Source organism: Rhodocytophaga rosea, assembly GCF_010119975.1.
GTDB classification, from domain to species: Bacteria; Bacteroidota; Bacteroidia; order Cytophagales; family 172606-1; genus Rhodocytophaga; species Rhodocytophaga rosea.
Genome location: NZ_CP048222.1, coordinates 602,343 through 624,429 on the forward strand (window position 1 = coordinate 602,343; position 22,087 = coordinate 624,429).

22 protein-coding genes, 1 tRNA gene and 1 pseudogene are annotated in these 22,087 nt (G+C 41.0%); 8 read left to right on the forward strand and 16 right to left on the reverse strand.

What is annotated here, in order from left to right; translation table 11 throughout:
- Positions 1 to 377: 377 nt before the first annotated feature.
- The gene (gene idi / locus GXP67_RS02650) at positions 378 to 917 is read right to left on the reverse strand and encodes an isopentenyl-diphosphate Delta-isomerase (protein WP_162441724.1); all 540 of its coding nucleotides are present in this window, start codon (positions 915 to 917) and stop codon (positions 378 to 380) included.
- Positions 918 to 1,055: 138 nt separating this feature from the next.
- Positions 1,056 to 2,306, reverse strand: a complete 1,251-nt coding sequence (locus GXP67_RS02655; protein ID WP_162441725.1) for a BaiN/RdsA family NAD(P)/FAD-dependent oxidoreductase — start codon at positions 2,304 to 2,306, stop codon at positions 1,056 to 1,058.
- Between the two features lie 223 nt (positions 2,307 to 2,529).
- Between GXP67_RS02655 and GXP67_RS02660 the strand changes: the two genes are divergently transcribed.
- A complete protein-coding gene (locus GXP67_RS02660) occupies positions 2,530 to 3,471 on the forward strand; it encodes a DNA/RNA non-specific endonuclease (RefSeq protein ID WP_162441726.1) in 942 nt (313 codons plus the stop codon).
- A gap of 153 nt (positions 3,472 to 3,624) precedes the next feature.
- On the opposite strand, the gene aac(6') is transcribed toward GXP67_RS02660, so the two are convergent.
- From aac(6') to GXP67_RS02675, 3 genes are all read right to left on the reverse strand, one after another.
- Complete coding sequence (gene aac(6') / locus GXP67_RS02665) at positions 3,625 to 4,068, reverse strand: aminoglycoside 6'-N-acetyltransferase (protein ID WP_162441727.1); 444 nt, start codon at positions 4,066 to 4,068, stop codon at positions 3,625 to 3,627.
- Positions 4,069 to 4,153: 85 nt separating this feature from the next.
- Positions 4,154 to 5,488: a PhoH family protein gene (locus GXP67_RS02670; RefSeq protein ID WP_162441728.1), complete on the reverse strand. Its 1,335-nt coding sequence runs from the start codon at positions 5,486 to 5,488 to the stop codon at positions 4,154 to 4,156.
- A 150-nt stretch (positions 5,489 to 5,638) separates the two neighbouring features.
- Positions 5,639 to 6,334, reverse strand: coding sequence for a class I SAM-dependent methyltransferase (locus tag GXP67_RS02675; RefSeq protein WP_162441729.1), 696 nt, complete (start codon positions 6,332 to 6,334; stop codon positions 5,639 to 5,641).
- A gap of 196 nt (positions 6,335 to 6,530) precedes the next feature.
- Here GXP67_RS02675 and GXP67_RS02680 point away from each other — a divergent pair, with 196 nt between their 5' ends.
- On the forward strand, positions 6,531 to 6,950 hold the full coding sequence (locus GXP67_RS02680) for a DUF4864 domain-containing protein (protein ID WP_162441730.1): 420 nt from the start codon (positions 6,531 to 6,533) through the stop codon (positions 6,948 to 6,950).
- Between the two features lie 102 nt (positions 6,951 to 7,052).
- Here GXP67_RS02680 and arfB read toward each other — a convergent pair whose 3' ends face one another.
- From arfB to GXP67_RS02695, 3 genes are all read right to left on the reverse strand, one after another.
- The gene (gene arfB, locus GXP67_RS02685) at positions 7,053 to 7,478 is read right to left on the reverse strand and encodes an alternative ribosome rescue aminoacyl-tRNA hydrolase ArfB (RefSeq protein WP_162441731.1); all 426 of its coding nucleotides are present in this window, start codon (positions 7,476 to 7,478) and stop codon (positions 7,053 to 7,055) included.
- Positions 7,479 to 7,617: 139 nt separating this feature from the next.
- Positions 7,618 to 8,055 (reverse strand): hypothetical protein, encoded by a 438-nt coding sequence (locus tag GXP67_RS02690; RefSeq protein ID WP_162441732.1) that lies wholly within the window; start codon positions 8,053 to 8,055, stop codon positions 7,618 to 7,620.
- A 153-nt stretch (positions 8,056 to 8,208) separates the two neighbouring features.
- On the reverse strand, positions 8,209 to 9,606 hold the full coding sequence (locus GXP67_RS02695) for an FAD-binding oxidoreductase (RefSeq protein ID WP_162441733.1): 1,398 nt from the start codon (positions 9,604 to 9,606) through the stop codon (positions 8,209 to 8,211).
- A 77-nt stretch (positions 9,607 to 9,683) separates the two neighbouring features.
- On the opposite strand from GXP67_RS02695, the gene GXP67_RS02700 reads away from it, so the two are divergent.
- The 3 genes from GXP67_RS02700 (at position 9,684) to GXP67_RS02710 (ending at position 11,751) form a co-directional block, all read left to right on the forward strand.
- On the forward strand, positions 9,684 to 10,343 hold the full coding sequence (locus GXP67_RS02700; protein ID WP_232064891.1) for a C40 family peptidase: 660 nt from the start codon (positions 9,684 to 9,686) through the stop codon (positions 10,341 to 10,343).
- 37 nt (positions 10,344 to 10,380) lie between these two features.
- Positions 10,381 to 10,454: transfer RNA gene (locus GXP67_RS02705), tRNA-Ala, on the forward strand.
- Between the two features lie 118 nt (positions 10,455 to 10,572).
- On the forward strand, positions 10,573 to 11,751 hold the full coding sequence (locus tag GXP67_RS02710) for a tyrosine-type recombinase/integrase (protein ID WP_162441734.1): 1,179 nt from the start codon (positions 10,573 to 10,575) through the stop codon (positions 11,749 to 11,751).
- A gap of 311 nt (positions 11,752 to 12,062) precedes the next feature.
- Here GXP67_RS02710 and GXP67_RS02715 read toward each other — a convergent pair whose 3' ends face one another.
- Positions 12,063 to 12,587 (reverse strand): UPF0158 family protein, encoded by a 525-nt coding sequence (locus GXP67_RS02715; protein WP_162441735.1) that lies wholly within the window; start codon positions 12,585 to 12,587, stop codon positions 12,063 to 12,065.
- Between the two features lie 624 nt (positions 12,588 to 13,211).
- On the opposite strand from GXP67_RS02715, the gene GXP67_RS02720 reads away from it, so the two are divergent.
- Positions 13,212 to 13,745, forward strand: a complete 534-nt coding sequence (locus GXP67_RS02720) for a hypothetical protein (protein WP_162441736.1) — start codon at positions 13,212 to 13,214, stop codon at positions 13,743 to 13,745.
- Between the two features lie 94 nt (positions 13,746 to 13,839).
- Here the strand turns inward: GXP67_RS02720 and GXP67_RS02725 are convergent, their stop codons facing one another.
- The gene (locus GXP67_RS02725; protein ID WP_162441737.1) at positions 13,840 to 14,556 is read right to left on the reverse strand and encodes a hypothetical protein; all 717 of its coding nucleotides are present in this window, start codon (positions 14,554 to 14,556) and stop codon (positions 13,840 to 13,842) included.
- A 174-nt stretch (positions 14,557 to 14,730) separates the two neighbouring features.
- Here GXP67_RS02725 and GXP67_RS02730 point away from each other — a divergent pair, with 174 nt between their 5' ends.
- Positions 14,731 to 15,645, forward strand: coding sequence for a tyrosine-type recombinase/integrase (locus tag GXP67_RS02730; protein ID WP_162441738.1), 915 nt, complete (start codon positions 14,731 to 14,733; stop codon positions 15,643 to 15,645).
- Positions 15,642 to 16,814, forward strand: a pseudogene (locus GXP67_RS38160) (IS91 family transposase). Before GXP67_RS02730 ends, GXP67_RS38160 begins: the two are co-directional and overlap by 4 nt.
- 293 nt (positions 16,815 to 17,107) lie before the next feature.
- On the opposite strand, the gene GXP67_RS02740 reads toward GXP67_RS38160, so the two are convergent.
- The 6 genes from GXP67_RS02740 to GXP67_RS02765 form a co-directional block, all read right to left on the reverse strand.
- Positions 17,108 to 17,740: a hypothetical protein gene (locus GXP67_RS02740; RefSeq protein ID WP_162441739.1), complete on the reverse strand. Its 633-nt coding sequence runs from the start codon at positions 17,738 to 17,740 to the stop codon at positions 17,108 to 17,110.
- A gap of 112 nt (positions 17,741 to 17,852) precedes the next feature.
- Positions 17,853 to 18,419, reverse strand: a complete 567-nt coding sequence (locus GXP67_RS02745; protein WP_162441740.1) for a hypothetical protein — start codon at positions 18,417 to 18,419, stop codon at positions 17,853 to 17,855.
- A 146-nt stretch (positions 18,420 to 18,565) separates the two neighbouring features.
- Entirely contained in the window at positions 18,566 to 18,964 is a 399-nt protein-coding gene (locus tag GXP67_RS02750) for a hypothetical protein (RefSeq protein ID WP_162441741.1), read from the reverse strand.
- A gap of 128 nt (positions 18,965 to 19,092) precedes the next feature.
- Positions 19,093 to 19,569, reverse strand: coding sequence for an HAD domain-containing protein (locus tag GXP67_RS02755; RefSeq protein ID WP_162441742.1), 477 nt, complete (start codon positions 19,567 to 19,569; stop codon positions 19,093 to 19,095).
- Positions 19,570 to 20,189: 620 nt separating this feature from the next.
- Complete coding sequence (locus GXP67_RS02760; RefSeq protein WP_162441743.1) at positions 20,190 to 20,567, reverse strand: hypothetical protein; 378 nt, start codon at positions 20,565 to 20,567, stop codon at positions 20,190 to 20,192.
- A 168-nt stretch (positions 20,568 to 20,735) separates the two neighbouring features.
- Positions 20,736 to 21,452, reverse strand: a complete 717-nt coding sequence (locus GXP67_RS02765; RefSeq protein WP_162441744.1) for a hypothetical protein — start codon at positions 21,450 to 21,452, stop codon at positions 20,736 to 20,738.
- Positions 21,453 to 22,087 lie beyond the last annotated feature (635 nt).

Here is a 22,087-nt window from a genome sequence, read left to right on the forward strand (position 1 = left end):
GGTTTATAGAAGTGGGGTTAAAGGCTGGTATTACTATGTGTTGTTTTGTAGATTGGGAAGAAATAAACTATGAATATTATACTCAATTCACGAATTTATATTTTTCTTATATACAAAACCAGTACAACCGCTAAATATAAAAATACTTTACCACAGATAAAACCGGAAATTGCACAACAATAAAAATTTTATAAAAGCATTTCTTATAAATTATAAAATTTTATATGGCAATTTATATAGGTATTTAAAAAGAAAAGGCAAAAATAGCCACTTGAATATATAGTACATTTTCAAGTAAGAGACAGGCTATTTTCAACAATAATTTGTAAAGAGAGAACACTTACTCGTGCTAAGAAGCGGAGACAGTATATAAACTATTATATTTGGGGTAATAATTGTTTTTCTTCCATCATGGCCAGGCAGATTTTAAACCACTCTGTAAACTGTTCTGGGTTTTCGGCCATTTCCTGTGTAAGCGCATCCAGAGTTACCCAGCGGTAAGCCTCAATTTCCTGTAAATCCGGACGGATTTCTCCGTCATAAATTCCTACAAATACAGTATCCAGCTCATGTTCAATTAGCTTGCTTTTGGGATCAGCAGCTTTATAGATAAATGAAAAAGCCTGAGTGAGTGGCGTATAAAAACCCATTTCCTCCTGTAATCGCCGGTGGGCTGCCTGTGCTAAATCCTCATCGGGAGAGGGATGGCTACAACAGGTATTGCTCCATAATCCGCCAAAATGATATTTATTCAGATTACGCTGTTGCAGGAGCATTTCGTTTTTGCTGTTCCATACAAAAATGCTGAATGCCTTATGCAACAATCCTTTCTGGTGGGCTTTTAACTTTTCTTCTACCCCGATGGCTTGCCCCTGAGGATCTACTAATACTACGTAATTGCGGTTTTCTGGAGACATATGTTAAATGACTAACGCTTCCTGAGCGTTTAAAGTATGAAATGGCAGTTGACACTTTTATACCTAAGAACAAATAAGGGAGCGAAAATGTTAGATATTTTACTATTTTAGTGTATTTAAAATCCATTCTTACCCTATTCACAAACCCATGTGTTTACCGGCAATATAACCGGTTGTCCAGGCACTTTGAAAATTAAATCCACCAGTAATGCCATCAATATCGAGTACTTCACCGGCATAATATATACCCTTCACAAACTTGCTTTCCATGGTTTGCAGGTTGATATTTTCCAGTCCGATGCCGCCGCAGGTAACAAACTCTTCTTTAAAGGTGCTTTTGCCATTTACCTTAAAACTGCTTCTGGTAAGTAAGTCAATCAATCTATTAAGGTTCTTTTTAGGTAGGTCAGCCCAGCGACCATCTTCCGGAATACCAGCTTGCTCTGTTAGTTTTTTCCATAAACGCTGTGGCAATCCTTCCACCGGATTTGCCGCAACCTGTTTCTTCAGATTTTTTTCCCGGTAATCCAGCAAATAAGTCCGGAGGGTTTCCTCATTATAATCTGGCAGCCAGTTGATAAATACTTGAAACTGGTAATTGAGTGCATGTAATTCCCTTGCTCCCCAGGCAGAAAGTTTAAGTATGGCCGGACCACTAAACCCCCAGTGTGTAAACAAAACAGGACCAGTTTGCTGCAATTTTATACCTGCTATTTTCACCAGGCAATGCTGCACCGATACACCAGATAATTCCAGAAAAGCAGAATCCGGAGTATTAAAGGTAAATAAGGAGGGAACTGGCGAAAGCAAAGTAAGTTTCTCTCCGATACGCAGCCACTCATAGGAATCTGCATTGGGATTGCCACCCGTAGCAATTAGCACTTTGTTACAGGTTAGTACAGATCCATTCAATAAATGCAGTTCAAATCCGGTTTCTTCGGCTTCTGCCTGATGTAATGGAATAATTTCACGTACTCCGCAACTCGTCTGAATGTGTACGCCATGCCGCCTGGCTTCTCCATATAGGCAGTCTACAATGGTTTCGGAACTATCTGTTACCGGAAATATACGTCCGTCGGCCTCAGTCTTCAGTTTTACCCCTCTGTCCTCAAACCAGCGAATGGTATCACTGGTACTAAACTGGGCAAAGGGAGAGAGTAAGGCTTTACTACCTCTGGGATAATGTTTGACCAGGCGGCTGTTTTCGTAACAGGCATGGGTTACATTGCAGCGGCCTCCGCCGGAAATACGTACCTTGGCTAATACTTTATTGCTTTTTTCGAGTAATACTACCTCTGTTTCCGGGAAGGTCTGGGCACAGGTGATGGCCCCAAAAAAGCCGGCAGCCCCTCCTCCTATCACAACTATTCTACTTTTTGATACTGGCATGATTATATATAACACGTAAAATTACCGCTGTGTATCCGGTAATTGGTATTGTTGCTCAAATATTTTATTTTAGCCATACCGGAAAAATGAAACAATAATAGTATTTAGTAATGCATACAAATGATTAAGATAAAAAGCGAATCAGAACTAAAAGCGTATGCCAAAGCCACTGTTATTTACCTTTAAATTGTTTCCGTTTTTAACTCTATAATTAAATACACGAATGGCCAATCGAAGCGGACGCAAAACCCAGGGAAACCGGAAACTCATCCTTTTTATCATTTTAGTAATTGTCGTATTTTTAATTTACAATAATGCCGACAAGCTGAATCTGCCTAATATTGGGGATGCAAAAGTAATTAAGACGGAGAAGAAAAAGGAGGAAGAGCCGGCCAAAGCGCCTGATAAAAAGAAGTCTTCCCGGAAAACTGAGCCTAAAACAGCTCCTGCTACTACCTCTTTCGATTTTGAAAACAACCTGGATTTTGCCCTGCCAGCTTTCACAGATCAAGACCAGATTGTGAGGCACCAGGCGTATTCGCTTTCCTATGCAGATGAATTTGAACAGCCTTACTGGGTAGCCTACCAGCTTACTGCCAGTGAAGTTAAAGGAAAATCGGAACGGGAAAATGATTTCCGTCCTGATCCGGATGTAAAAACCGGTTCTGCTACCCCAGACGATTACCGGGGTTCCGGCTATGACCGGGGACACCTTGCACCAGCCGCTGATTTTAAATTTTCAAATAAAGCCATGTCTGAGTCTTTTTTTATGAGCAACATGAGTCCGCAGGCACCGGAGTTTAACCGCGAAATCTGGGAGCACCTGGAATCACGGGTGAGAAGCTGGGTAAAAAAAGACCAGGTGTTGTATGTGGTGACTGGTCCGGTGTTGAAAGGCAAAATGTCATACATTGGCCGGAGAAACAAAGTAGCGGTGCCTCCCATGTACTTTAAAGTGATCCTGGACCTCTACCAACCGGATGTAAAGGCGATTGCTTTTCTGATGAAAAACGAAGGCTCTAATGAGCCTCTGGAATCGTTTGCCGTTACCATTGACGAAGTAGAAAAAGAAACCGGCCTGGATTTTTTCCCACTGCTTCCCGATGATATGGAACAAAAACTGGAAAGCTCTCTGACAATTAGTGATTGGTTTAAGGGGAAGTAAAACTAATAGGTAACGAAACTTTATTTTAAATTGTCCATTTCTATTTATATAGAAAACGCTGTTATTCTGTATCAAACACAAATGATGAGAACATACTCAATGGTTACAGTCATGTCATATCAGTTAAACTAAGTCTGTCAATCAATCTATTCCCTATCGCAGGTCCTTTTTAAAGCAAACGATCCGGTTCACTTCTGTAAATCCTGCTTTCTGGTGAAAGATCTGGCTTAATTTATTATCCAATTCCGTATCTGAACCCATTTCTACACAACCTTTCTCTTTACACCAGACTTCTGCTGCCGCCAGCAATTGTATACCAATGCCTTGCTGCCGGTATCCGGGTTTTACATAGATTCCTTCCACATAGCCTACTGGTGAGGTGATGGCACCTTCTACATAATCCGTGCGTAAAGAAACGGTAATAAAACCAATATAGTCTTCTTTTATGACTTTGTACAGAAAAGCTGTTTCTTTGCCTGAACGGAGTATTTCCTTATTATTTTCGTATTCTTCTTCAAATGAACAATCCGGCCACAGTTCCAGCATGAGCACGGTAAGTGCTTGCAGGGAATCTTTAGAAAGACGTTCAATATGCATCGATAGGTGGAATAAAATGGCAATCAATTTAAATAACAATCAATAGGATTATCCAATTTCCAATCTCTATTCTCTACCTTCAACATTACAACAGGTCATTTGCCAGGTTGGCCAGTTCTGAACGTTCGCCTTTTTCCAGGGTGATGTGGGTGTACAGATCATGGTTTTGTACCCGGTCGATCAGGTAGGAAAGGCCATTGCTTTGCGTATCCAGGTAAGGCGTATCAATCTGGTAAATATCACCGGTAAAGATGATTTTTGTATTTTCCCCCGCCCTGGTAATAATGGTTTTCACCTCATGAGGAGTCAGGTTCTGGGCTTCATCCACAATAAATATGATGTTCGACAAACTTCTTCCCCGGATATACGCCAGTGGCATAATATGAAGCACGTCTTTCATGAGCATTTCATTGATCTTCTGGAAATCCTTTTCGTGCTCCTCAAACTGGTTCTGGATAAACTTCAGGTTGTCCCACAAGGGCTCCATATACGGATTCAATTTGGATTTAATATCGCCGGGCAGGTATCCAATATCTTTGTTGCTGAGCGGTACAATCGGGCGGGCCAGGAAGATCTGTTTGTAGTTCTTTTTTTGTTCCAGGGCACTGGCCAATGCCAGTAACGTTTTACCAGTTCCCGCTACGCCCTGAATAGTAATAAGTTTAATATGGGGATTGAGAATGGCATGAATGGCAAAGGTCTGTTCCGCATTCCTGGGACGGATGCCGTATGCTGCCCGTTTGTCCACCTTTTCAATGCGGTCTTCTATGGGATTATAGTAGGCAAGAACAGAATTGCGTTCGCTTTTGAGAATAAAAAAACTGTTTTTACGGGGCTTTTTAGGCATTACCTTTTTCACATCGCAAAAACCCACCTCATACAGTTCAGTAATTACTGCGGATGGTATATCGCTGAGTACCGTTTTACCAGTATAAAGCGTATTTACGTTTTTAATCTTACCAGTTTCATAATCTTCGGCCGGAAGGTTCAGCGCTTTGGCTTTCAGGCGCAGGTTAATGTCTTTAGTAACTAAAATCACTTTTTTCTTCGGGTCTTCTTCCTGCAGGCTCAGGGCAGAATTCAGAATTTTATGATCGGCTTTTTTTTCGTCATATATTAATTCAGCATCCACAGCGCTTTTGGAACTCATAATTACCTTAAAACTTCCCTTGCCTTCTCCTTCCAGCGGAATCCAGTTCTGAAGCATATGTTCGCCGGATAATTTATCAATAAAGCGGATAAACTCTCTGGCTTCAAAATTCTTGGTGTCGTTGCCTTTTTTGAAATTATCCAGTTCTTCCAGCACTGTAATGGGAATAGCTACATCATGTTCCTGGAAGTTTTTAACGGCATCATGGTCATATAAAATAACAGAGGTGTCAAGCACAAATACTTTTTTTTCTTTTTTGATCCGGGGCATAAAAATCGAGATAGAAGAATGAACGAATACGAATTAGGTTGAACTGATTATCGGTTGGGTTGCGGTCAGAATTTATCTGTGTGTCTGGGCGTATGAGTATGGTTATAGACGTTGAAATTACTAGGTAAATTTGAAAAACCCAATCAAAAATCAGCTTTCACTTTTGAGCACTGCGGATTTATCTCCTTTCCGGTACACCCTGGCGGCAATCAAACCTCTATAAAAAGTGGCTTCGTATTGGCAGTGTAAATGGCAGGAAACCAACAATCCATGTATGTCTGGCAATACTCTGGCTTTAACTTTACTTACCCACCGGAAGAAAATATACATAGCTGAGATCAGGCTTTTTTTCCACCATTGCCCGGCTTGCTGACCAGAAAGTTCAAAATCGCTACATAGCCAGATCCCGTTTTGATGCAGGGCAGGATAAAGAAGATGAATCATGGAATTTACCTGCGGTTCCGGAAACAGGTCGAGCACAAAATGAGTAATTACTACATCAAATTTTTCATCGTAACGAATACTTTTTTCTGTACCCAGACGAAATTCAATTTCTGTAGAACAGGATACAGAAGCTATATTCTGTTGCGATAAACGCAGCATCGCAGCAGAAGCCTCCACATACACTATTTTTTTAACCTGCCGCTCTTGCAATAAAGATTTCAGATACCAGCCACTACCCCCGCCCAGAATCAATACCGTAGCTTGTACCGGAATAAAAGGCAAGGTACACCACTGGCTTTGTTGCAAAGCCTTTCCAAAAACTACCTTTGAAAGCTGATCATAGAAGTAAGCGATTGTATCAAAATTTACAGCCATCTCATTGCGTTTAGATAACAGAGGCATTTCTTTCCTTCAGACGTACTTATTGCAAACTTTGGTACATCTCCGGCAAAGCTTATTTCGTATATAGGATCACTTGTCTGTTAAATGTACCGCTATGAACCATTCCGCTACAAAATATTTGCTGATATCACTTTTCTGTTTATCTACATTGTCCGGTTATTCTGCAACGGATAAGAAATTACTTTCAACCTCGCACATGCTTATTCATCTCTCGATTGACCAGCCCATGCCATCCCCGGACATATTGCCGCAGCAGGTAGTGGCCATACAACTGAAAGCTTTGCAGGATAATGACGAAACGAATACAGGCATATCTATTACCTTCAACTTTGCCGCTCCGGATAACAAAGCCTATACCGGGCCATTAGACAAGTTTATTCAACTGGTTAAAAATCCGGTATATGCACCTTTGCTGAATTTTAAGAAATGCGAGGTAAATAAAATACATATAGAAGGTGATGAAGCCCAGCAGATCGTAATTATAACGGATCAGACTGGCAAAAAATCTGCATTTTTATTCTCATTATCTAAACAGCAAAATGGCCCGTATCAGAATTGCTGGATGACAGACAGTGTGATCAGACTGGCGTATGAAGATAAACTGGTAAAAGCCTGAGAAACCTGAAGGAAGTAAGTGATGGAGAGATTTACAGTATGTTAAGTTTATGAGTTGAATTTTTATGAGTAAAATGTTAAGCTCAGAAGTATATCATTCAATCTACAAATCGTCATTGAAGCTATCGCGGTTTCTGGTAGCTTTTTTCCGGGCATTCCGTTTTTTATCGGTGATTCTTTCCTGTATGGAAGCAGCTGTAGGTTTGGTGGCTTTGCGTGCTTTTACCGGACGGAAACTTTTTTCTAGCAACTGGTAAAATTTCTTTACTACTTGTTGTTTATTGAGCAACTGGCTGCGTTCTGCCTGGGAAATAAGCTGCAAATATCCTTCGCCATTGATTTTATTGGCCAGTTTGGCTTTTAATACCTGTTTTTCCTCTTCACCCAGAATCGCCGAATTGTCCACATGAAAGCGTAATTCCACTTTCGAGGACACTTTGTTTACATGCTGGCCTCCGGCACCTCCGCTCCGGGAAGTGGCAAAATGCAGTTCACTTGAAAAATCCCGCTGATGAGGAGGTTGATTCATCGTTCAAAAAAGTTTGTCAAAAATATAAATGATCTGTTTTTACAGGCAATAATACGCATTCCCGCTAAATAGTTCTGGTTACTAAATAAAAATACCAGCAGGCTTTGCTGGTATTTTCCTAGTGAAATAAGGCAACAATTTATTCTTTGCTGTCTTTGAGAATAATATTAAGATCATCTATTTCGAGCTTATCCATCCCGGTTTCTTCTTCCATATTTACGAGGGCTTTAATAAGATCACCCACCATATGTGCCTGAAATCCAAGTTTCTGAGCGACTTCCACACAAAGTTTTACTTTCCGTTCATCAATGCTTTCATCAATCAGCACCATTCTCACCAGGTCATAAAGTTGCTCCAGCCTGAGTATGGTTTTTTCAGGAGCGGCAAAAGGTATGGCAAAAGCGTCATCCATAATGGAATTGAATTCTTCCTGGCTTAAACCATAACTTGTATATAGTTTGGTAAGGTATTCCAGCTCATCTTTGGTAACCAAAGCATCGGCAAGGGCAAGCTGGCAAAGGTGAGCAAAGTGGCTTCTAACATTGGCCATTTCAGAAGGTTGGAGATTTTCTGACATATAATTACACGTTAACTGGGGTTAATATCGCTTTAATTGAATTAAATTCCTCCAGGTTATAAATTTTTGAGGAAATTTAGACAAAAGTGTATATACACTTTTGTCTGCTTCTCTCTCTTATGTTACCAGTGTAAGAAATATGCCAGGAAACGCTCAGAATATTTTGCCTGGGTTTAAAATACCGTTTGGGTCAAATACCTGTTTGATCCCACGCATAAGTGCCAGATTTATATCCGGCAAGGCAATACCAATATACGGTTTTTGTACATATCCTATCCCATGCTCGCCTGAAATAGTACCTCCCAGCCGGACACACAAGCTGAATATTTCACGAATGCCTTCCGGCAGTTTGCGGTTCCATTCTTCCTCCGACATATCTCCTTTGATAATATTCACATGCAGGTTTCCATCCCCGGCATGTCCGTAACAAACAGATGTAAAATTATATTTCCGGCCTATCTCTTTCACCCCCTTAAGTAACTGAGGCAAATGTCCGCGAGGCACTACGGTATCCTCTTCCTTATACACAGATGTATGCCGCACCGCATAAGGCACTTTCCGGCGGAGTGCCCACAATTCCTCCTGTTGCTGGGATGACTCTCCCAACAGCACCTCTCCTACCTCATACCTGGATAACACCTCATAAATGCGTTCCGCATCTTTGTAGAGCAAGTCCATTTCGTTTCCATCTACTTCAATGAGTAAATGTGCTTGTACATTGGCCGGAATTTCTATAGTAGATCCGGTATACCGCACCGCCCATTCTATCGCATCCCTTTCCATAAATTCCAGGCAGGAAGGAGAAATACCTGCCATAAAAATAGCATTAACTGCTTCACAAGCCTGTTCAGCCGAAGCAAACGGCACCAGCATCACCAGTTTATGCGTGGGATACGGACGAAGTTTAAACACCGCTTTGGTGATAATTCCCAATGTGCCCTCACTCCCGACCATTAACTGTGTAAGGTTATAGCCGGTAGAATATTTCAGTACATTGGCTCCGGTCCAGATAATTTCTCCGGTAGGCAGCACTACTTCCAGGTTCAATACATTTTCGCGGGTAGTGCCATATTTTACTGCACGCGGTCCACCGGAAGATTGCGCCAGGTTGCCTCCCAGCGAGCAACTCCCCCGGCTGCCAGGGTCAACCGGGTAAAATAGTCCCTTTTCCATTGCCGCTTCCTGCAAAACCTGTGTAATCACACCTGGCTCTACCGTTGCCTGGTGGTTTATTTCATCAATATGAATGATTTTATTAAACCGTTCCATAGACAACAATATCCCCTTATGTACAGGTAAGGCTGCCCCACTCAAACCTGTACCAGCCCCTCGTGCCGTAACCGGAATTTTATGTTCATTACAAAACTGCATGATGCGGCTCACTTCCAGTGGGATAGCTGGCTTGACAACCACATCTGGAAGAAAGGAAAGATCTTCGGTTTCATCATGAGAATACGCATATAAATTTTCCTGGTCGGCAAAAACGTAGGGTGATCCTACAATGGATTGCATTTTTTCTACCAACAAGTGGGAAATTTGTGCGGTTTCCATAATAAATTTGACTATTTTGTGTTGTAAGTAAAAATGATGATTTGCATTTTTACACCTGTATACAAACTACCAGAAATTTGGATAAAATAACCAGAACAATCCTGTTTTTCTCCTTGATTATTTTGATAAGTCTGGCAGAAACTTCCTGCCGGAGTTCAAAGTCTGCTTCTAAAAGTAAAAGTGCTACTACAGGAAAAGCATATGTTCGGAAAAAAAGTAAGAGTGGCAACAAACGGGCTAATCACCGCAGCACAACTTCGGCTAGGGAAGCCGCTTTCAGGAAATCTAAAGCAAGTCCTGCCCCGGCCAAATCCAAAACAACTTCACCGGCAAGTACCAAGGCTGCCAGTGGCCAGGCAACACAAGTTATTAAAACTGCCCGTTCCTTTCTGGGAACACCCTACCGGTATGGGGGCAGCACCAGCAAAGGCATGGATTGTTCCGGCTTGTTATGTACTTCTTTTGCAAGTATAGACGTAAAACTCCCTCGTACTTCTACCGAGCAGTCAAGTTATGGAAAAGATGTGCGGCTCAATGATGTTTCTCCTGGTGACCTGGTTTTCTTTGCCGAAAGAAAAGGAGGCAGCAAGATTTCTCACGTAGGCATGGTAACTACCGTGAAGGGCAAAGACCAGGTAATGTTTATTCATTCGAGTACCAGCCGGGGTGTAGTAGAAGATAATTTATTGGGGGAATACTATCAAAAGATTTTTGTAAAAGCCATCCGGCCGTTTTGATTTATGCTAAATTACCTCTTATATTTGCACGCACCATGGGGATGTAGCTCAGTTGGCTAGAGCGCTTGCATGGCATGCAAGAGGTCGTGGGTTCGAGTCCCATCTTCTCCACAAAACTGCGAAATTTGAATACTTTCGCAGTTTTTTTGATTTTTACAGACAAAACAGACAAAAAGGAGTATTGTATTTTTAGGCTTTTATATCGCTTGGCTGGCATATTCAAGAACCTATGAAAGCAATACAGAAAAAAGAAGCCACAGCTTACAAGGCTAAGCTTAACACTTGTGGCAATGATTTGTCCAAACAATGGTATGTATCTTTCTCTTATAAGAATCCGGAAACTGGAAAGTATAAGAGATTTAAGGTATATGAGGGATTTACGGAAAGGAAGACTGTTGAAGCAAGGCTTCAGTATGGTGAGCAATTGATTGAAAAAATCAATCTAAAACTCAAGAATGGTTGGAACCCTTTTTATGATGAGTACACTCTTTACAAGCTTGTAGAAGTAGCTCCTGTCTACGAAAGCAATCTATTAGTTCACCATGTCAATCTAGCTTTAACATCAAAAAAAGCTGAAATAAGAAAGAAGACCTATCAAAGTTATAATTCTCATTTAAGAGGATTTCTCGCCTGGATTACTGAAAATAGGCTTGATCAGATGCTTGTCACTGATTTTACCTATGAGCATGCTAAACTTTTTATAGATTCACTTTATCTAGAAAAAGGCTATAAAGGTAAAACTAGAAGTTGTTATCTAATCACTATGAAAATGCTTTTTGAAAGAATCAAAGAGACAAGAGTAATTAATGAAAATCCTTTCAAAAAGTTTAAGAAAATAAAGTATAGTAGTGTAAGTGCATTATATTTTGACGAGTTTCAACGAAAAGAGTTGAAAGAATACTTGATAGAACATGATCCACAATTAGGACTTTTCGTACAATTTATCTTTTATTGCTTTATTCGACCAGGGGAGCTAAGAAAGCTAAGAGTGGGAGATATACATGGGAATAAAATTCAGATAAAAGGAGAAATATCCAAGAATACAAAAACAGAGTATGTCGTAATTCCTGGGCCTTTAATGAATCTCCTTGACCTAGAACAAATAAGATTATATCCAAAGCATTACTTTATTTTTGGTAAGACAGGCAAACCTTCTCCCCATTACAATGGCATCAACTATTTTAGTCGTAAGCATAGGGAGATATTAAGGTTGCTAAACTATGATAAAAGTCACTGTTTGTATTCATGGAAGCATACAGGTGTGATACATGCTAACAAAATAGGTAAGAATATACATGATATAAAAAGGCAGTTAAGACACCATAGCTTGGAAATGGTAGATGAATACTTAAAAGGATTGGGACTTATGGAGAGTGGCTTTGCTAGTACCGATTATCCAGAGTTGTGAGCTAATAATCCTAATATCTTAAACTCAATAAAAAGCCTCATATTAAGGAATTTTTTTTGGTTTTGTTGGCTGTAAAGTTCTATTCCGTACGGGACTTTAAAAGTGCCTGCAAATCAAATATTTATAAAATATATAATTTAAAGTAGCAAAGTAGTAGCAATAGTTAACTGTTTTTGAAATTTAGTCAGTTTAACTAGTTCTATACCTTTTTGCAAAACGCACCAATGGCCCGCGCACACTATGCCTACTGCGGTAAGGCTATGCGGTAGGCAAGGCCGGTGGCCGCTGGGACTGGTGTTAGGCATCTGCCTTTATTGCTCTAATTCTCGATTCAATTCAACAACTTTAGCCTCTACCCAATCCTGCATCTTCTGGTTCTTGAAAGCAAACCAGGCCTCTCGATACGCTCCTGAGTTATCGATTTCGTGTTTAAAGTGTTGAAATGGCTTTCGCTGGTTCAAAGCCCGGTATAGTCTTTCCTGTAGTCGCTTCGAATTCACCTGCTGGGCAAACTCCTCCATGAGCTGAAAGCCTTCCCGCGAGTCCATGCCTTCAATCTCAAGGTAATCCTGTCGGTTTTCCTCTACTTTTTGCATTTCTTCCCCGTAATATTCCTCATCCAAGTCCAGGTTTTTGAGCGGGTCCATATAGAAGACTAATTCCTGTGTATGAATTTGAACAAAACATTTTTCACCACACTCTAATCGTTCGGAAATTTCCTTAATCTGTTCTTTACTCAATTGGATCATTTTCCTCTCTTTTTTATGGTTGCTAGTGCCTAATGAACCAAACATTGACGCAGCCGATGAATTATGGTTAGGCTTGCGCTCGGGCATCTCGGTTGTTGTCTTAGCGGCCTGTTGGTTGCAGTCATTTTCCTTCTTTTTCAGCCCTGGCCTTCCCTGCTTAGCTCTGAGCTGAGGCCTTCCTTGGGAGAGTTGTTGTCGTCTTTAGCCAGCAGCTTTACGCAGCAACTCTAGAAAAGAAGGAAAAACAAGTCTTTGGCTCCTTATCTCTCTCAAACTCTCTGCCAAAGACGGGCCGGAGAACAAAGCGCAAGCCTTTAGCCAGGCCACACAATAAATCTCAACTCTTATTCGTTTTCAGCCAAATGCTTTCCCCTTCTCAACACTGGCTCAAGTCGGGAAAGCCTGGTTTACTTGCGCTTCGTCTTCAGCTTGCAAAAGCTATTTTGCGCTTCGGCTCGGCAAGTAACCCTGACTACTACTCGTAGTCTTTGGCTAAAAACGAATAAAGCCATTTCTAAATCCTTCTCCGGCATTATTGCAACCAATGAACCAAACATTGACGCAGCCGTGGCTTCATGCGTTAGCTTTGCGATGTAGCAGCCCGGTTGCCGACTCAATGTAGTGTTAGGCTCTGTATTTTACTATTAAGTTAATGTAGATTTATCTCGGCAAATGTTATATTGTAAACAGTCAACATTCTTATTTCTGTTTATGAAATTAACCCTCGGAGATGAGTCGATTTGGTACTTATTTATACGTTATGTACTAGGTCTAATTATGTTAGTTTATGGGTTAGTTAAAATACTAGGCCTTCAATTTCCTTCCTCTATTAGTTTGTATGCAAGTCAAGCAAACGAATTAGATGGCGCTACCCTCGCCTGGATCTTTTTAGGCTTTTCACCTTGGTTTTCTGTTTTACTAGGCATAGTTGAATTTGTAACAGCTATATTATTGCTCTTTAAAAAAACAAAACTACTTGGAGCTGTTGTCCTTTTGCCAACTTTAGTTACTATTGTTTTAATCAATAATGCTTATGGTTTGGAGACGTCATTGCGTATATTTACCGCTGTTCTATTAGTAATGAATTTAATATTGATTGCTCCATTTTACAAAAAAACACTTAACATTTTTAAAGAATTAATCCTCTATCAATCTACAACTAAATTATCTGAAGTTATCATTAACAGTGTAGTAGTAGTCTTAATCACTTTCTTTATCGTTTACATTTTCAAAAGATTTTTATAGAGCCTAATGTACCAAACATAATCGCAAACCGCTCCTGTTGCGGTGGAGCCTTCAGGTGAGGCAAAGCAGGTTAACGGTGAATGGGGTGTTGTGCTCAGTCTTTATTCCTTTTTATCTTAATTGTCTTAAATGAATTGATTGCCTTTTCTTGATTTTCTAACCCTACAACTTCGCCAGCTAGATTAAAATTGAAAGTAGAGTTCAAATCTTCAAAATAAACACCTGTTATCCCTATTTTACCCTCTCTTGGCCTAATTAACTTTCGCTTGTAAATTCCAGTGGTATCTACCTGAACTTGGTGGTTTTTAACATCTTCCGGAATCTGAATCCCAATCTGAACAACTGTGTCCTTATAAGTAAGAATTACTTTATATTGCTTATCCTGAAATATGATTTCCTTTTCCGGAATTTGAAATGGTTCAACTCTCACTAACAAAGTATCATTTATCCCCTTCTCCTTCATAATTCGTTCTCTTTCTCCTTGTACATTACCACTAGTATATATAACTCCTTCCTTGCCATAGGGTAAATGTGATGGCATCCATTCCCAATCCCGCTCATAGACAAACTCCTTTTCACTTGCAATGAGAGGATTGGCATATCCCATTTCACTCCAATCAAAACTCAAATCAACACCATTACCTATAATTCTGCCTACAAAACTGTCCTCTCCTTGTGCCTTTTTGTATTTCCAATCAGCTGGAACCTCAATTTCGAATTTATCTGTATCAATAATTTTTGTTTCATTGGGAGTGCGCTTGTTACACCCGAGGATTACTATCAGAATTGGTATAAATACAATGAATTTCATTTTTCGAATTGAGCACAATGTACCAAACATAATCGCAAACCGTGCCCTTGTGCTGGAGCTTTGTGCTTGGAATGGGCAGGTTGTCGATGTTATGTGGTGTTGCACTAAACCTACGGTAGCCTGTTGGTAGGTGGGAATAGTTATAGGAGTATGTTTTACCAAACTCTTACCACTATGTCAACACCAAACACTGACACCCACCCTACTTTTATTCAACAGGCTTGCCTGAAGGTAAGCGAATTTTCCCACCTTTACAACAAGCTCGAGCGGGATATCTCCCTGTCTGGCAGAAGTTTGAGTACGCTGAAAAACTACTCCCGCCACATGGCTCAGATTGCTCTCTACTATAATCAGTTGCCTACAGAACTAGATGAGGATCAGGTCAGAGACTACCTGTGGATGCTGCAGAAGAAAACTCACAAGCCTTCTAAAAGCTCCTTCAAACATGCCGTCTATGGCCTGCGTCTCTTATATAGATTCACCGGCAGCGATGACCGGGCTATCCGCCTGCCTTCCATACCAAGAGAACACAAACTGCCTGTAGTGCTCAGTAAAAGTGAAGTCAAGGCACTCTTGAAGGCTCCCCGTCTGTTAAAACACCGGGTGCTGCTGGCTTTAATCTACTCTGCCGGCCTTCGCATGCAGGAAGTATGCCGGCTTGAGATCTCAGATATTGACTTTGACCGAATGCAGATCCACATCCGGCAAAGTAAAGGAAGAAAAGACCGCTATGTGCCCCTGTCTTCCTTGATGAAAAGAGGCCTGCTCTCTTACCTGTCTGCTTGTAAACCCCATCACTATCTGTTCAATGGGAAAGAGTATGGTTCTCCACTCAGCCGGGAAGGCGTACAATGGATGATGCGTGATTCGGTAAGCAAAGCCGGCATTCAAAAGAAAGGGGTCTGTGTCCATACCCTGCGCCATAGCTATGCCACCCATCTGCTAGAAGATGGATTGGATATTGTCTCCATCAAAGAACTCTTGGGACACTCTTTCCTGGAAACCACCCTTGTGTATCTGCACATAGCAGGCCTTGGCAGAAAAGCCCCTTTCTCTCCCTTGGATACCCTCTATACTAAGGAGGCATGAAGCCTGCTGTGGAAGTGGCCCATATACTGTCGGCTCACTTACATGAATTTATGGCCATACATGTAGTCTCTGCGCACAAGTTCTCTACCCTGAAGGCGATTGAGTCTTGTAGGACAGCCCGATTAGGGGGACATATCGATGCCTGTGATAGTTGTGGCTACCTACGCATCAGCTACAACAGCTGCCGCAACAGACACTGCCCTAAGTGTCAGACGACCAATCGGGAAAAGTGGATTATGCAAAGAGAGGCAGACCTGTTACCGGTCAGTTACTTTCATGTGGTCTTCACCTTGCCCCACGCCCTCAACCAATTGTGCCTGCAATACCCACAAGAACTCTATGCTTTGCTCTTCAAGGCAGCCTGGTCTACTATTAACAGCTTTGGTAGGGATGCCAGGCACATAGGGGCTAAAACAGGCATGATCGCTATCCTGCACACCTAGGGGCAGAACCTCTCCCTGCATCCACATCTGCACTGCATTGTGCCCGGAGGTGGTATATCAGAGCGTGGCCATTGGAAAAAAGCTAGGGTACAAGGAAAATTTCTTTTTCCGGTCAAAGCACTCAGTAAAGTGTTCCGTGCCCGCTATGTAAGTCTGCTGAGAAGTTTTCTTTCCCCTAACAAAGTAGCTGTCGATAGCGTGCTATGGAAGGCGTTGTTTGCCAAAGACTGGGTCGTGTATTGTAAAAGACCTTTCTTAGGTCCTGCTCAGGTAATTGAATACTTGGGCCGTTACACCCATAAAGTAGCTATCTCCAATCACCGCCTCCAAAGTATAGCCGATGGCAAGGTAAGCTTCGCTTACAAAGACTACCGGCAAGAAGCAGCAAAGAAAACCATGAGTTTGGAGGCTAGTGAATTCATCCGAAGATTTTCTTTGCACATTCTGCCCCTAAAATTTGTCCGCATCCGCCACTATGGCATGTTGTCTTCCAAAGCAAAAGCCCATGATTTAGCCCTGGCCAGACAAGATTTAAGGGCAGCTACGCCGGAAAAGAGAGTGTCGGACTGGAAAAGCATCTGCAAAGAACGCTTAGGTTATGATGTAGACCTGTGTCCTTGCTGCAGCAAAGGTCGGATGAGAGAAATCCTGCGTTTTCAAGCAACCCGCTCGCCACCCGAGACAGCCTATCTGTTATCCATAGCCCTGCATGTGAAAACTGCCTGAGTAGAATTAAAAGCCCCTTATAAAAGTGGCCGGGAAAGCGATTGCCTGACAAGAAAATAAACTGCCTTAGGGAGAGCCAAAATCATCAATAAGCCGCATCCACCGAGTATAGTCACCATATTTTTTCCACTTTCTTCTCCTTGAAGTGGACTGTAGTTCCACCTTTGATCCTCTTTTGTATTGATTGATTTCCCATAAAGAAGACCGCCCTAAACCAACCGGTTTGGTGCAACACAGGGTTCATGGTGGGTTAAGACCACCCCATGAACCCTTATATGTTGGCAGTAGTCTTTTTATTTGTTCCTTTTTTTGTAAACTATGCGTTGGTTGTCAATTGTTTCAATTAATCGCCGTCTCTTTATCTTCCACTTCTCGTTTTTAAATCGTACACTGCCGAGATTGTCTTCCATCATCACTACCCGAATATGCTGAGTGGGTTTTAATCCAAGTGATTTATTTAATGTCAACATAGCAAAATTTGAGACTGTTAAACTGTCAATGAACTGATTAGGCAGCTTTATTCTCCCATTTGAGTCTGTCTTTAATTGCAGCCACTCCTGTTTGTTTTTTACATTCACTTTGGCACCCGAAAGCGGTGCCGTTTCTAACTCATAACAAACCAAAATAGTAAGCGAATCATTATGAATTGGATTGGTAAATTCAATGTAGGAACTATCCTTCACTACTGTATCAGAATTTAAAATCAGATGCTTACCTTCCAGCCTCCACTCCCCTTTACCACCTAAGAATACTATTCCTTGTTGAGCCTCAAATTGGAAGCGTTGGTTTTGATATAACTGTATTTTTGAACTTATTTCAAAGTGGGTATAACTCTTATATAATCCGACAATGCTATGCTGGGTAGGTTTGCATCCAAGCATTCCTATTCCAAAAAGAATTACATAGAGTATCCATGATTTTTTCATTTTTATTTACTGCCAATGGCGCAAAGGCCCTCGCAGCCAGGTCCGTTGCGGTGAAGCCTTACGCTGAGGCAGGACTGGTTGACGCAGGGACTGGTGTTGTGCGTTCGTTTTTTCATTCTTTACTCTTTATATTGAGCCATTTGTAATAATTATTCCATGGGTAATTCACTGCTTGTTTGACTACTTCTTCAAAATATTCTTTGCCTTTTTCATGAGAATCATATTTAAAAATGTCTCTACTAGCTAAGTAGTAAATGAGCATTAACTCTTTTGACTCATCAAAAACCAAGAGAGATTCATCATCTCTGCTCTTTCCTCCATCAAATTTATAGAAGTATACTTTTGTGTTATTTCTTTTATCTGGAATTAACACTTCTTCAACAAAATAACATCTATCCTTCTTCCAAAGAATATATTCGTGCGTGTCCTTGTAAATAGTAAAATTTCCTAGGGATAATCCCTTTCCTAATGAATCAATATAGTATAAAGTTGTTTTATTACCTCTAATTACCTTTGATAACACTACTTCTATTGTATTTTTACCGTTTGGAAAGATTTCATTAAAAATAATAACAGAAATCTTTTTTATTGGATTACTATCAGCTTTTCCCTGCTGGTCATCTTTAGTCTGTTGACCACATCCCATCAAAATTAGTACTCCAAGTAGTAATTTTTTCATTCTCCTATGACGCACAACGGAACAAAGCCAACCGGCGGCATCGCCTCTGCGTCAGCAATGCGCTTTGGCAGCGTGCTGAATGGCTTGACTGGTGTTCTGTGCAGGTCTTTCCTTTTTTACTTAATTTTTGTTTAGTTTCATGTCCTCTACCAATCACGCCATACATCGGCAATTCCTTCTCCTCCGGCGTAGTCCTTTGGGTTCAATCCGGCACTAAGGCAAATGTTATCGAAGAGTTCGCATAATTCTTCCCGCTCTACTGTCTCAATCAGACTACCACCTGTCTCATCATTCAATTCATTAAGTGATTCAATGGCTATTCTGAATAATTCTACTTTTGCAGGTTCCGGAGCGGATTCACCTAACCCAATAAGACCTTCGAGCAAGTCATCCATGATTTGTTGGGCTTTATCGCAGTTCTCAGGTGTATACTGCTCCATGCCACCATCCTCCTCGTCATCATCCTCGTCTCCATAGAAGTATGTCCTCCATTTATCAAAAGGATATTCAGTTTTGTTGTTTAGTATCTTTTCTGAGTAGCTCATATTGGGTTTTTATTCACTTGCACAGAATGGAACAAATATTGCCGGATACCGTTGCGATTGCGGTGGAGCTCTGCGCTGGGCAAGCCCGGTTATCGGTCAATATGGTGTTAGGTCCATGTCTTTCTCCTTTAATCATTTAATATTTGTAAAGCCCTTTGTAAAGCTTCTTCGTCCAATCCTCGATGATAAATAGTTCGAACCCAATGCGGCAAGTAGGACTCCCCTAATTGAGCTAAGCGAGTATCATCATCTAGGATTACGTACTTATCTGGTACTCCATTTCTTTCCAACCACCCTACTATTTCCTCACTTCTGGAAGAGGAATCTAATTCGGTTTTTTCGTTGATTTTGCCCACTATCTGCCCGTGGAAGCCTCTTCTCTTCAGAATTGCCCCAAACTCGTCGACCGTTTTATTAATCCTTCGGCTAGAAGTAAGGATGACTTTTGCCTTAGTTTGCTCAATGAGCCGATTCAGGTTTTCGATACACTTTGCATTGAATTCACTGTAGCCGTCTTCTGCAATCACATCAGCCTTCCATTGATTCTGCGTGCATAGTACGCCATCTATATCTAGGAAAATGATAGGGTACGATGCTGTTTTCATTTTTTACTTGGACCTAATAGATCAAAGGCTCCCGCACACCACGTGCTCATGGTGGAGCCTTGTGGTAAAGCTCACCGGTTGTCGGCCTGAGCCTGGTGTTGGTTGCTTTAATTTTCCTTCTTTTTTCTGCCCTGGCCTTCTGTGTTTAGCTCTGAGCTGAGGCCTTCCTAGGGAGAGTTGTTGTCGTCTTTAGCCAGCAGCTTTACGCAGCAACTCTAGAAAAGAAGGAAAAACAAGTCTTTGGCTCCTTCACTCTCTCAAACTCTCTGCCAAAGACGGGCCGGAGAACAAAGCGATGGCTCCAGCTAAGCCACACAATAAATCTCAACTCTTATTCGTTTTCAGCCAAATACTTTCTGCTTCTCTTCACTAAGCTGCTCTCAGAAAGCGTGCTACTTGCCTTCGCCTTCAGCCTGCAAAAGCTTTTTTGCGCTTCGGCTCGACAAGTAGCTCTGACTACAACCGTAGTCTTTGGCTGAAAACGAATAAAGCCATTTCCCAAACTCTTTCTCCGGCCTTTTTGCAACCAATGAACCAAAACTACTCAGCGCCGTGGCTTCTGCGTCAGCCCTGAGCTGGAGCAGCCCGGTGATTGCCGTAGATGGTGTTGGCCATAATTTTTATATTAAAATATAATAGATAAGTGGTATAACATATACTATCCAAGAAAAAAAGGTTCCTTTAGCATAGTTTTCAAAATTGAATACCTCTGTATCTAATATATCTACCAATGACGTATTGGTCGCATTAAAAGAATTGGTTTGCTTTTGTTTCTTATTGATTCCATTTTGAATGGAAAACAAAAGTATTCCAACAGCACCAACAAAATAAGGAGTAATAAGATGTTGTAGGGTGACAACAAAAAATTCTTTGGACGCAAATGTATTCCCTTCAGTGAGACTATAAATTGCACCTAGCAGAACACTTGAAAGAGGAATAATAAAATAAAAAAACTGTTTGTAGTTTATTCTATTTAGTAGAAAATATAAATAATACATATTTATCAATTATGGCCAACGTATCAAAACTTCCCGGCGGCAAGCCCTTGTGGTAAGGTTGTGGTTGGTATGGGCTGCTGACCGGTTGAAGTTGGTGTTCTCAGCTGTTCTTTGTTCATTTTTTAAAACAAGAAAACAGGAGATAAGTATACACAATTACCCCTCTATTTAATTAGCTCTTGTAGCAAACCTTTCCTGCAACTGTTTATATAAATTATCTCTTTCAGGTGACTTTCTGATAAACTTCTCCCACATTTCCCATCGATAATAAAAAGTTCTTGCATTCTTATCCTTTTCTATAAAGGAGGCTATATTATCTTGATATATTAAGGAGATTTCTTGAAGTTCCTTCTCAATCTGTAGAATAGTAGTATAATGAAAAAAACTCTCATTTAAATTTCCTTTTAGAAAATCCTGATAAAAATATTGAGCTATTTCTGCAACCGTAGTAGCCCATTTTTCAGATTCCTGTATGTGATTGTTGGCTCTAATGATCTGTCTTTCCATCGCATACATATCACTCAAAGGGATTATCTTATTTAATGTAAACCCATACTCAGAACCATACTCTTTTATTTGCTCATATACATCTCCTGATACTTTATTCTTAGCTAAACTAAGAATGGTTTTAAGTTTTTTCTGTTCTTCGATTGGCCATAAGGAGAAAGTTTCAATCGTAAAAAGGCTATCAAGTTGCTTAAAGGTGCGTTTTTTAGTCAATACAGCCTGATTGTAGGTTTCTATATGAGTATCATACTCTAATTTACCCGCTAATAAGTGTTTGTACTTACCGGATAAAATATCCTTTGGGCCTATTTTCAAACTTAATGTGGATGCTAGTAACAAGGGAAGAATCAACCCAAAAGCAACTATATGATTTTTCATTACATAGTAATTGATCTATATTGAAAATACAAATAAATTATTCTACTAGCATACTTTATTTATTTAATTGCTGAGAATAGATCAAAGGCTCCCGCACACCACGTGCTCATGGTGGAGCCTTGTGGTAAAGCTCACCGGTTGTCGGCCTGAGCCTGGTGTTGGTTGCTTTAATTTTCCTTCTTTTTTCTGCCCTGGCCTTCTGTGTTTAGCTCTGAGCTGAGGCCTTCCTTGGGGGAGTTGTTGTCGTCCTTAGCCAGCAGCTTTACGCAGCAACTCTAAAAAGAAGGAAAAACAAGTCTTTGGCTCCTTCACTCTCTCAAACTCTCTGCCAAAGACGGGCCGGAGAACAAAGCACAAGCCTTTAGCCAGGCCACACAATAAATCTCAACTCTTATTCGTTTTCAGCCAAATGCTTTCTGCTTCTCTTCACTAAGCCGATCTCAGAAAGCGTGCTACTTGCCCTTCGCCTTCAGCCTGCAAAAGCCGTTTTGCGCTTCGGCTCGGCAAGTATCCCTGACTACTACTCGTAGTCTTTGGCTGTAAACGAATAAAGCCATTTCCCAAACTCTTTCTCCGGCCTTTTTGCAACCAACGAAACAAGCGCTGACGCAAACCGGGGCTTTGGCGGTAGAGCT

Excerpts from the sequence above, each read along its gene's own strand:
- idi (WP_162441724.1), bottom strand. The coding sequence starts at position 917 with ATGTCTCCAGAAAACCGCAATTACGTAGTATTAGTAGATCCTCAGGGG.
- GXP67_RS02655 (WP_162441725.1), bottom strand. The coding sequence starts at position 2,306 with ATGCCAGTATCAAAAAGTAGAATAGTTGTGATAGGAGGAGGGGCTGCC.
- GXP67_RS02660 (WP_162441726.1), top strand. The coding sequence starts at position 2,530 with ATGGCCAATCGAAGCGGACGCAAAACCCAGGGAAACCGGAAACTCATC.
- GXP67_RS02670 (WP_162441728.1), bottom strand. The coding sequence starts at position 5,488 with ATGCCCCGGATCAAAAAAGAAAAAAAAGTATTTGTGCTTGACACCTCT.
- GXP67_RS02675 (WP_162441729.1), bottom strand. The coding sequence starts at position 6,334 with ATGCCTCTGTTATCTAAACGCAATGAGATGGCTGTAAATTTTGATACA.
- GXP67_RS02680 (WP_162441730.1), top strand. The coding sequence starts at position 6,531 with ATGCTTATTCATCTCTCGATTGACCAGCCCATGCCATCCCCGGACATA.
- arfB (WP_162441731.1), bottom strand. The coding sequence starts at position 7,478 with ATGAATCAACCTCCTCATCAGCGGGATTTTTCAAGTGAACTGCATTTT.
- GXP67_RS02690 (WP_162441732.1), bottom strand. The coding sequence starts at position 8,055 with ATGTCAGAAAATCTCCAACCTTCTGAAATGGCCAATGTTAGAAGCCAC.
- GXP67_RS02695 (WP_162441733.1), bottom strand. The coding sequence starts at position 9,606 with ATGGAAACCGCACAAATTTCCCACTTGTTGGTAGAAAAAATGCAATCC.
- GXP67_RS02710 (WP_162441734.1), top strand. The coding sequence starts at position 10,573 with ATGAAAGCAATACAGAAAAAAGAAGCCACAGCTTACAAGGCTAAGCTT.
- GXP67_RS02715 (WP_162441735.1), bottom strand. The coding sequence starts at position 12,587 with ATGCCCGAGCGCAAGCCTAACCATAATTCATCGGCTGCGTCAATGTTT.
- GXP67_RS02720 (WP_162441736.1), top strand. The coding sequence starts at position 13,212 with ATGAAATTAACCCTCGGAGATGAGTCGATTTGGTACTTATTTATACGT.
- GXP67_RS02725 (WP_162441737.1), bottom strand. The coding sequence starts at position 14,556 with ATGAAATTCATTGTATTTATACCAATTCTGATAGTAATCCTCGGGTGT.
- GXP67_RS02730 (WP_162441738.1), top strand. The coding sequence starts at position 14,731 with ATGTCAACACCAAACACTGACACCCACCCTACTTTTATTCAACAGGCT.
- GXP67_RS02740 (WP_162441739.1), bottom strand. The coding sequence starts at position 17,740 with ATGAAAAAATCATGGATACTCTATGTAATTCTTTTTGGAATAGGAATG.
- GXP67_RS02745 (WP_162441740.1), bottom strand. The coding sequence starts at position 18,419 with ATGAAAAAATTACTACTTGGAGTACTAATTTTGATGGGATGTGGTCAA.
- GXP67_RS02750 (WP_162441741.1), bottom strand. The coding sequence starts at position 18,964 with ATGAGCTACTCAGAAAAGATACTAAACAACAAAACTGAATATCCTTTT.
- GXP67_RS02755 (WP_162441742.1), bottom strand. The coding sequence starts at position 19,569 with ATGAAAACAGCATCGTACCCTATCATTTTCCTAGATATAGATGGCGTA.
- GXP67_RS02760 (WP_162441743.1), bottom strand. The coding sequence starts at position 20,567 with ATGTATTATTTATATTTTCTACTAAATAGAATAAACTACAAACAGTTT.
- GXP67_RS02765 (WP_162441744.1), bottom strand. The coding sequence starts at position 21,452 with ATGAAAAATCATATAGTTGCTTTTGGGTTGATTCTTCCCTTGTTACTA.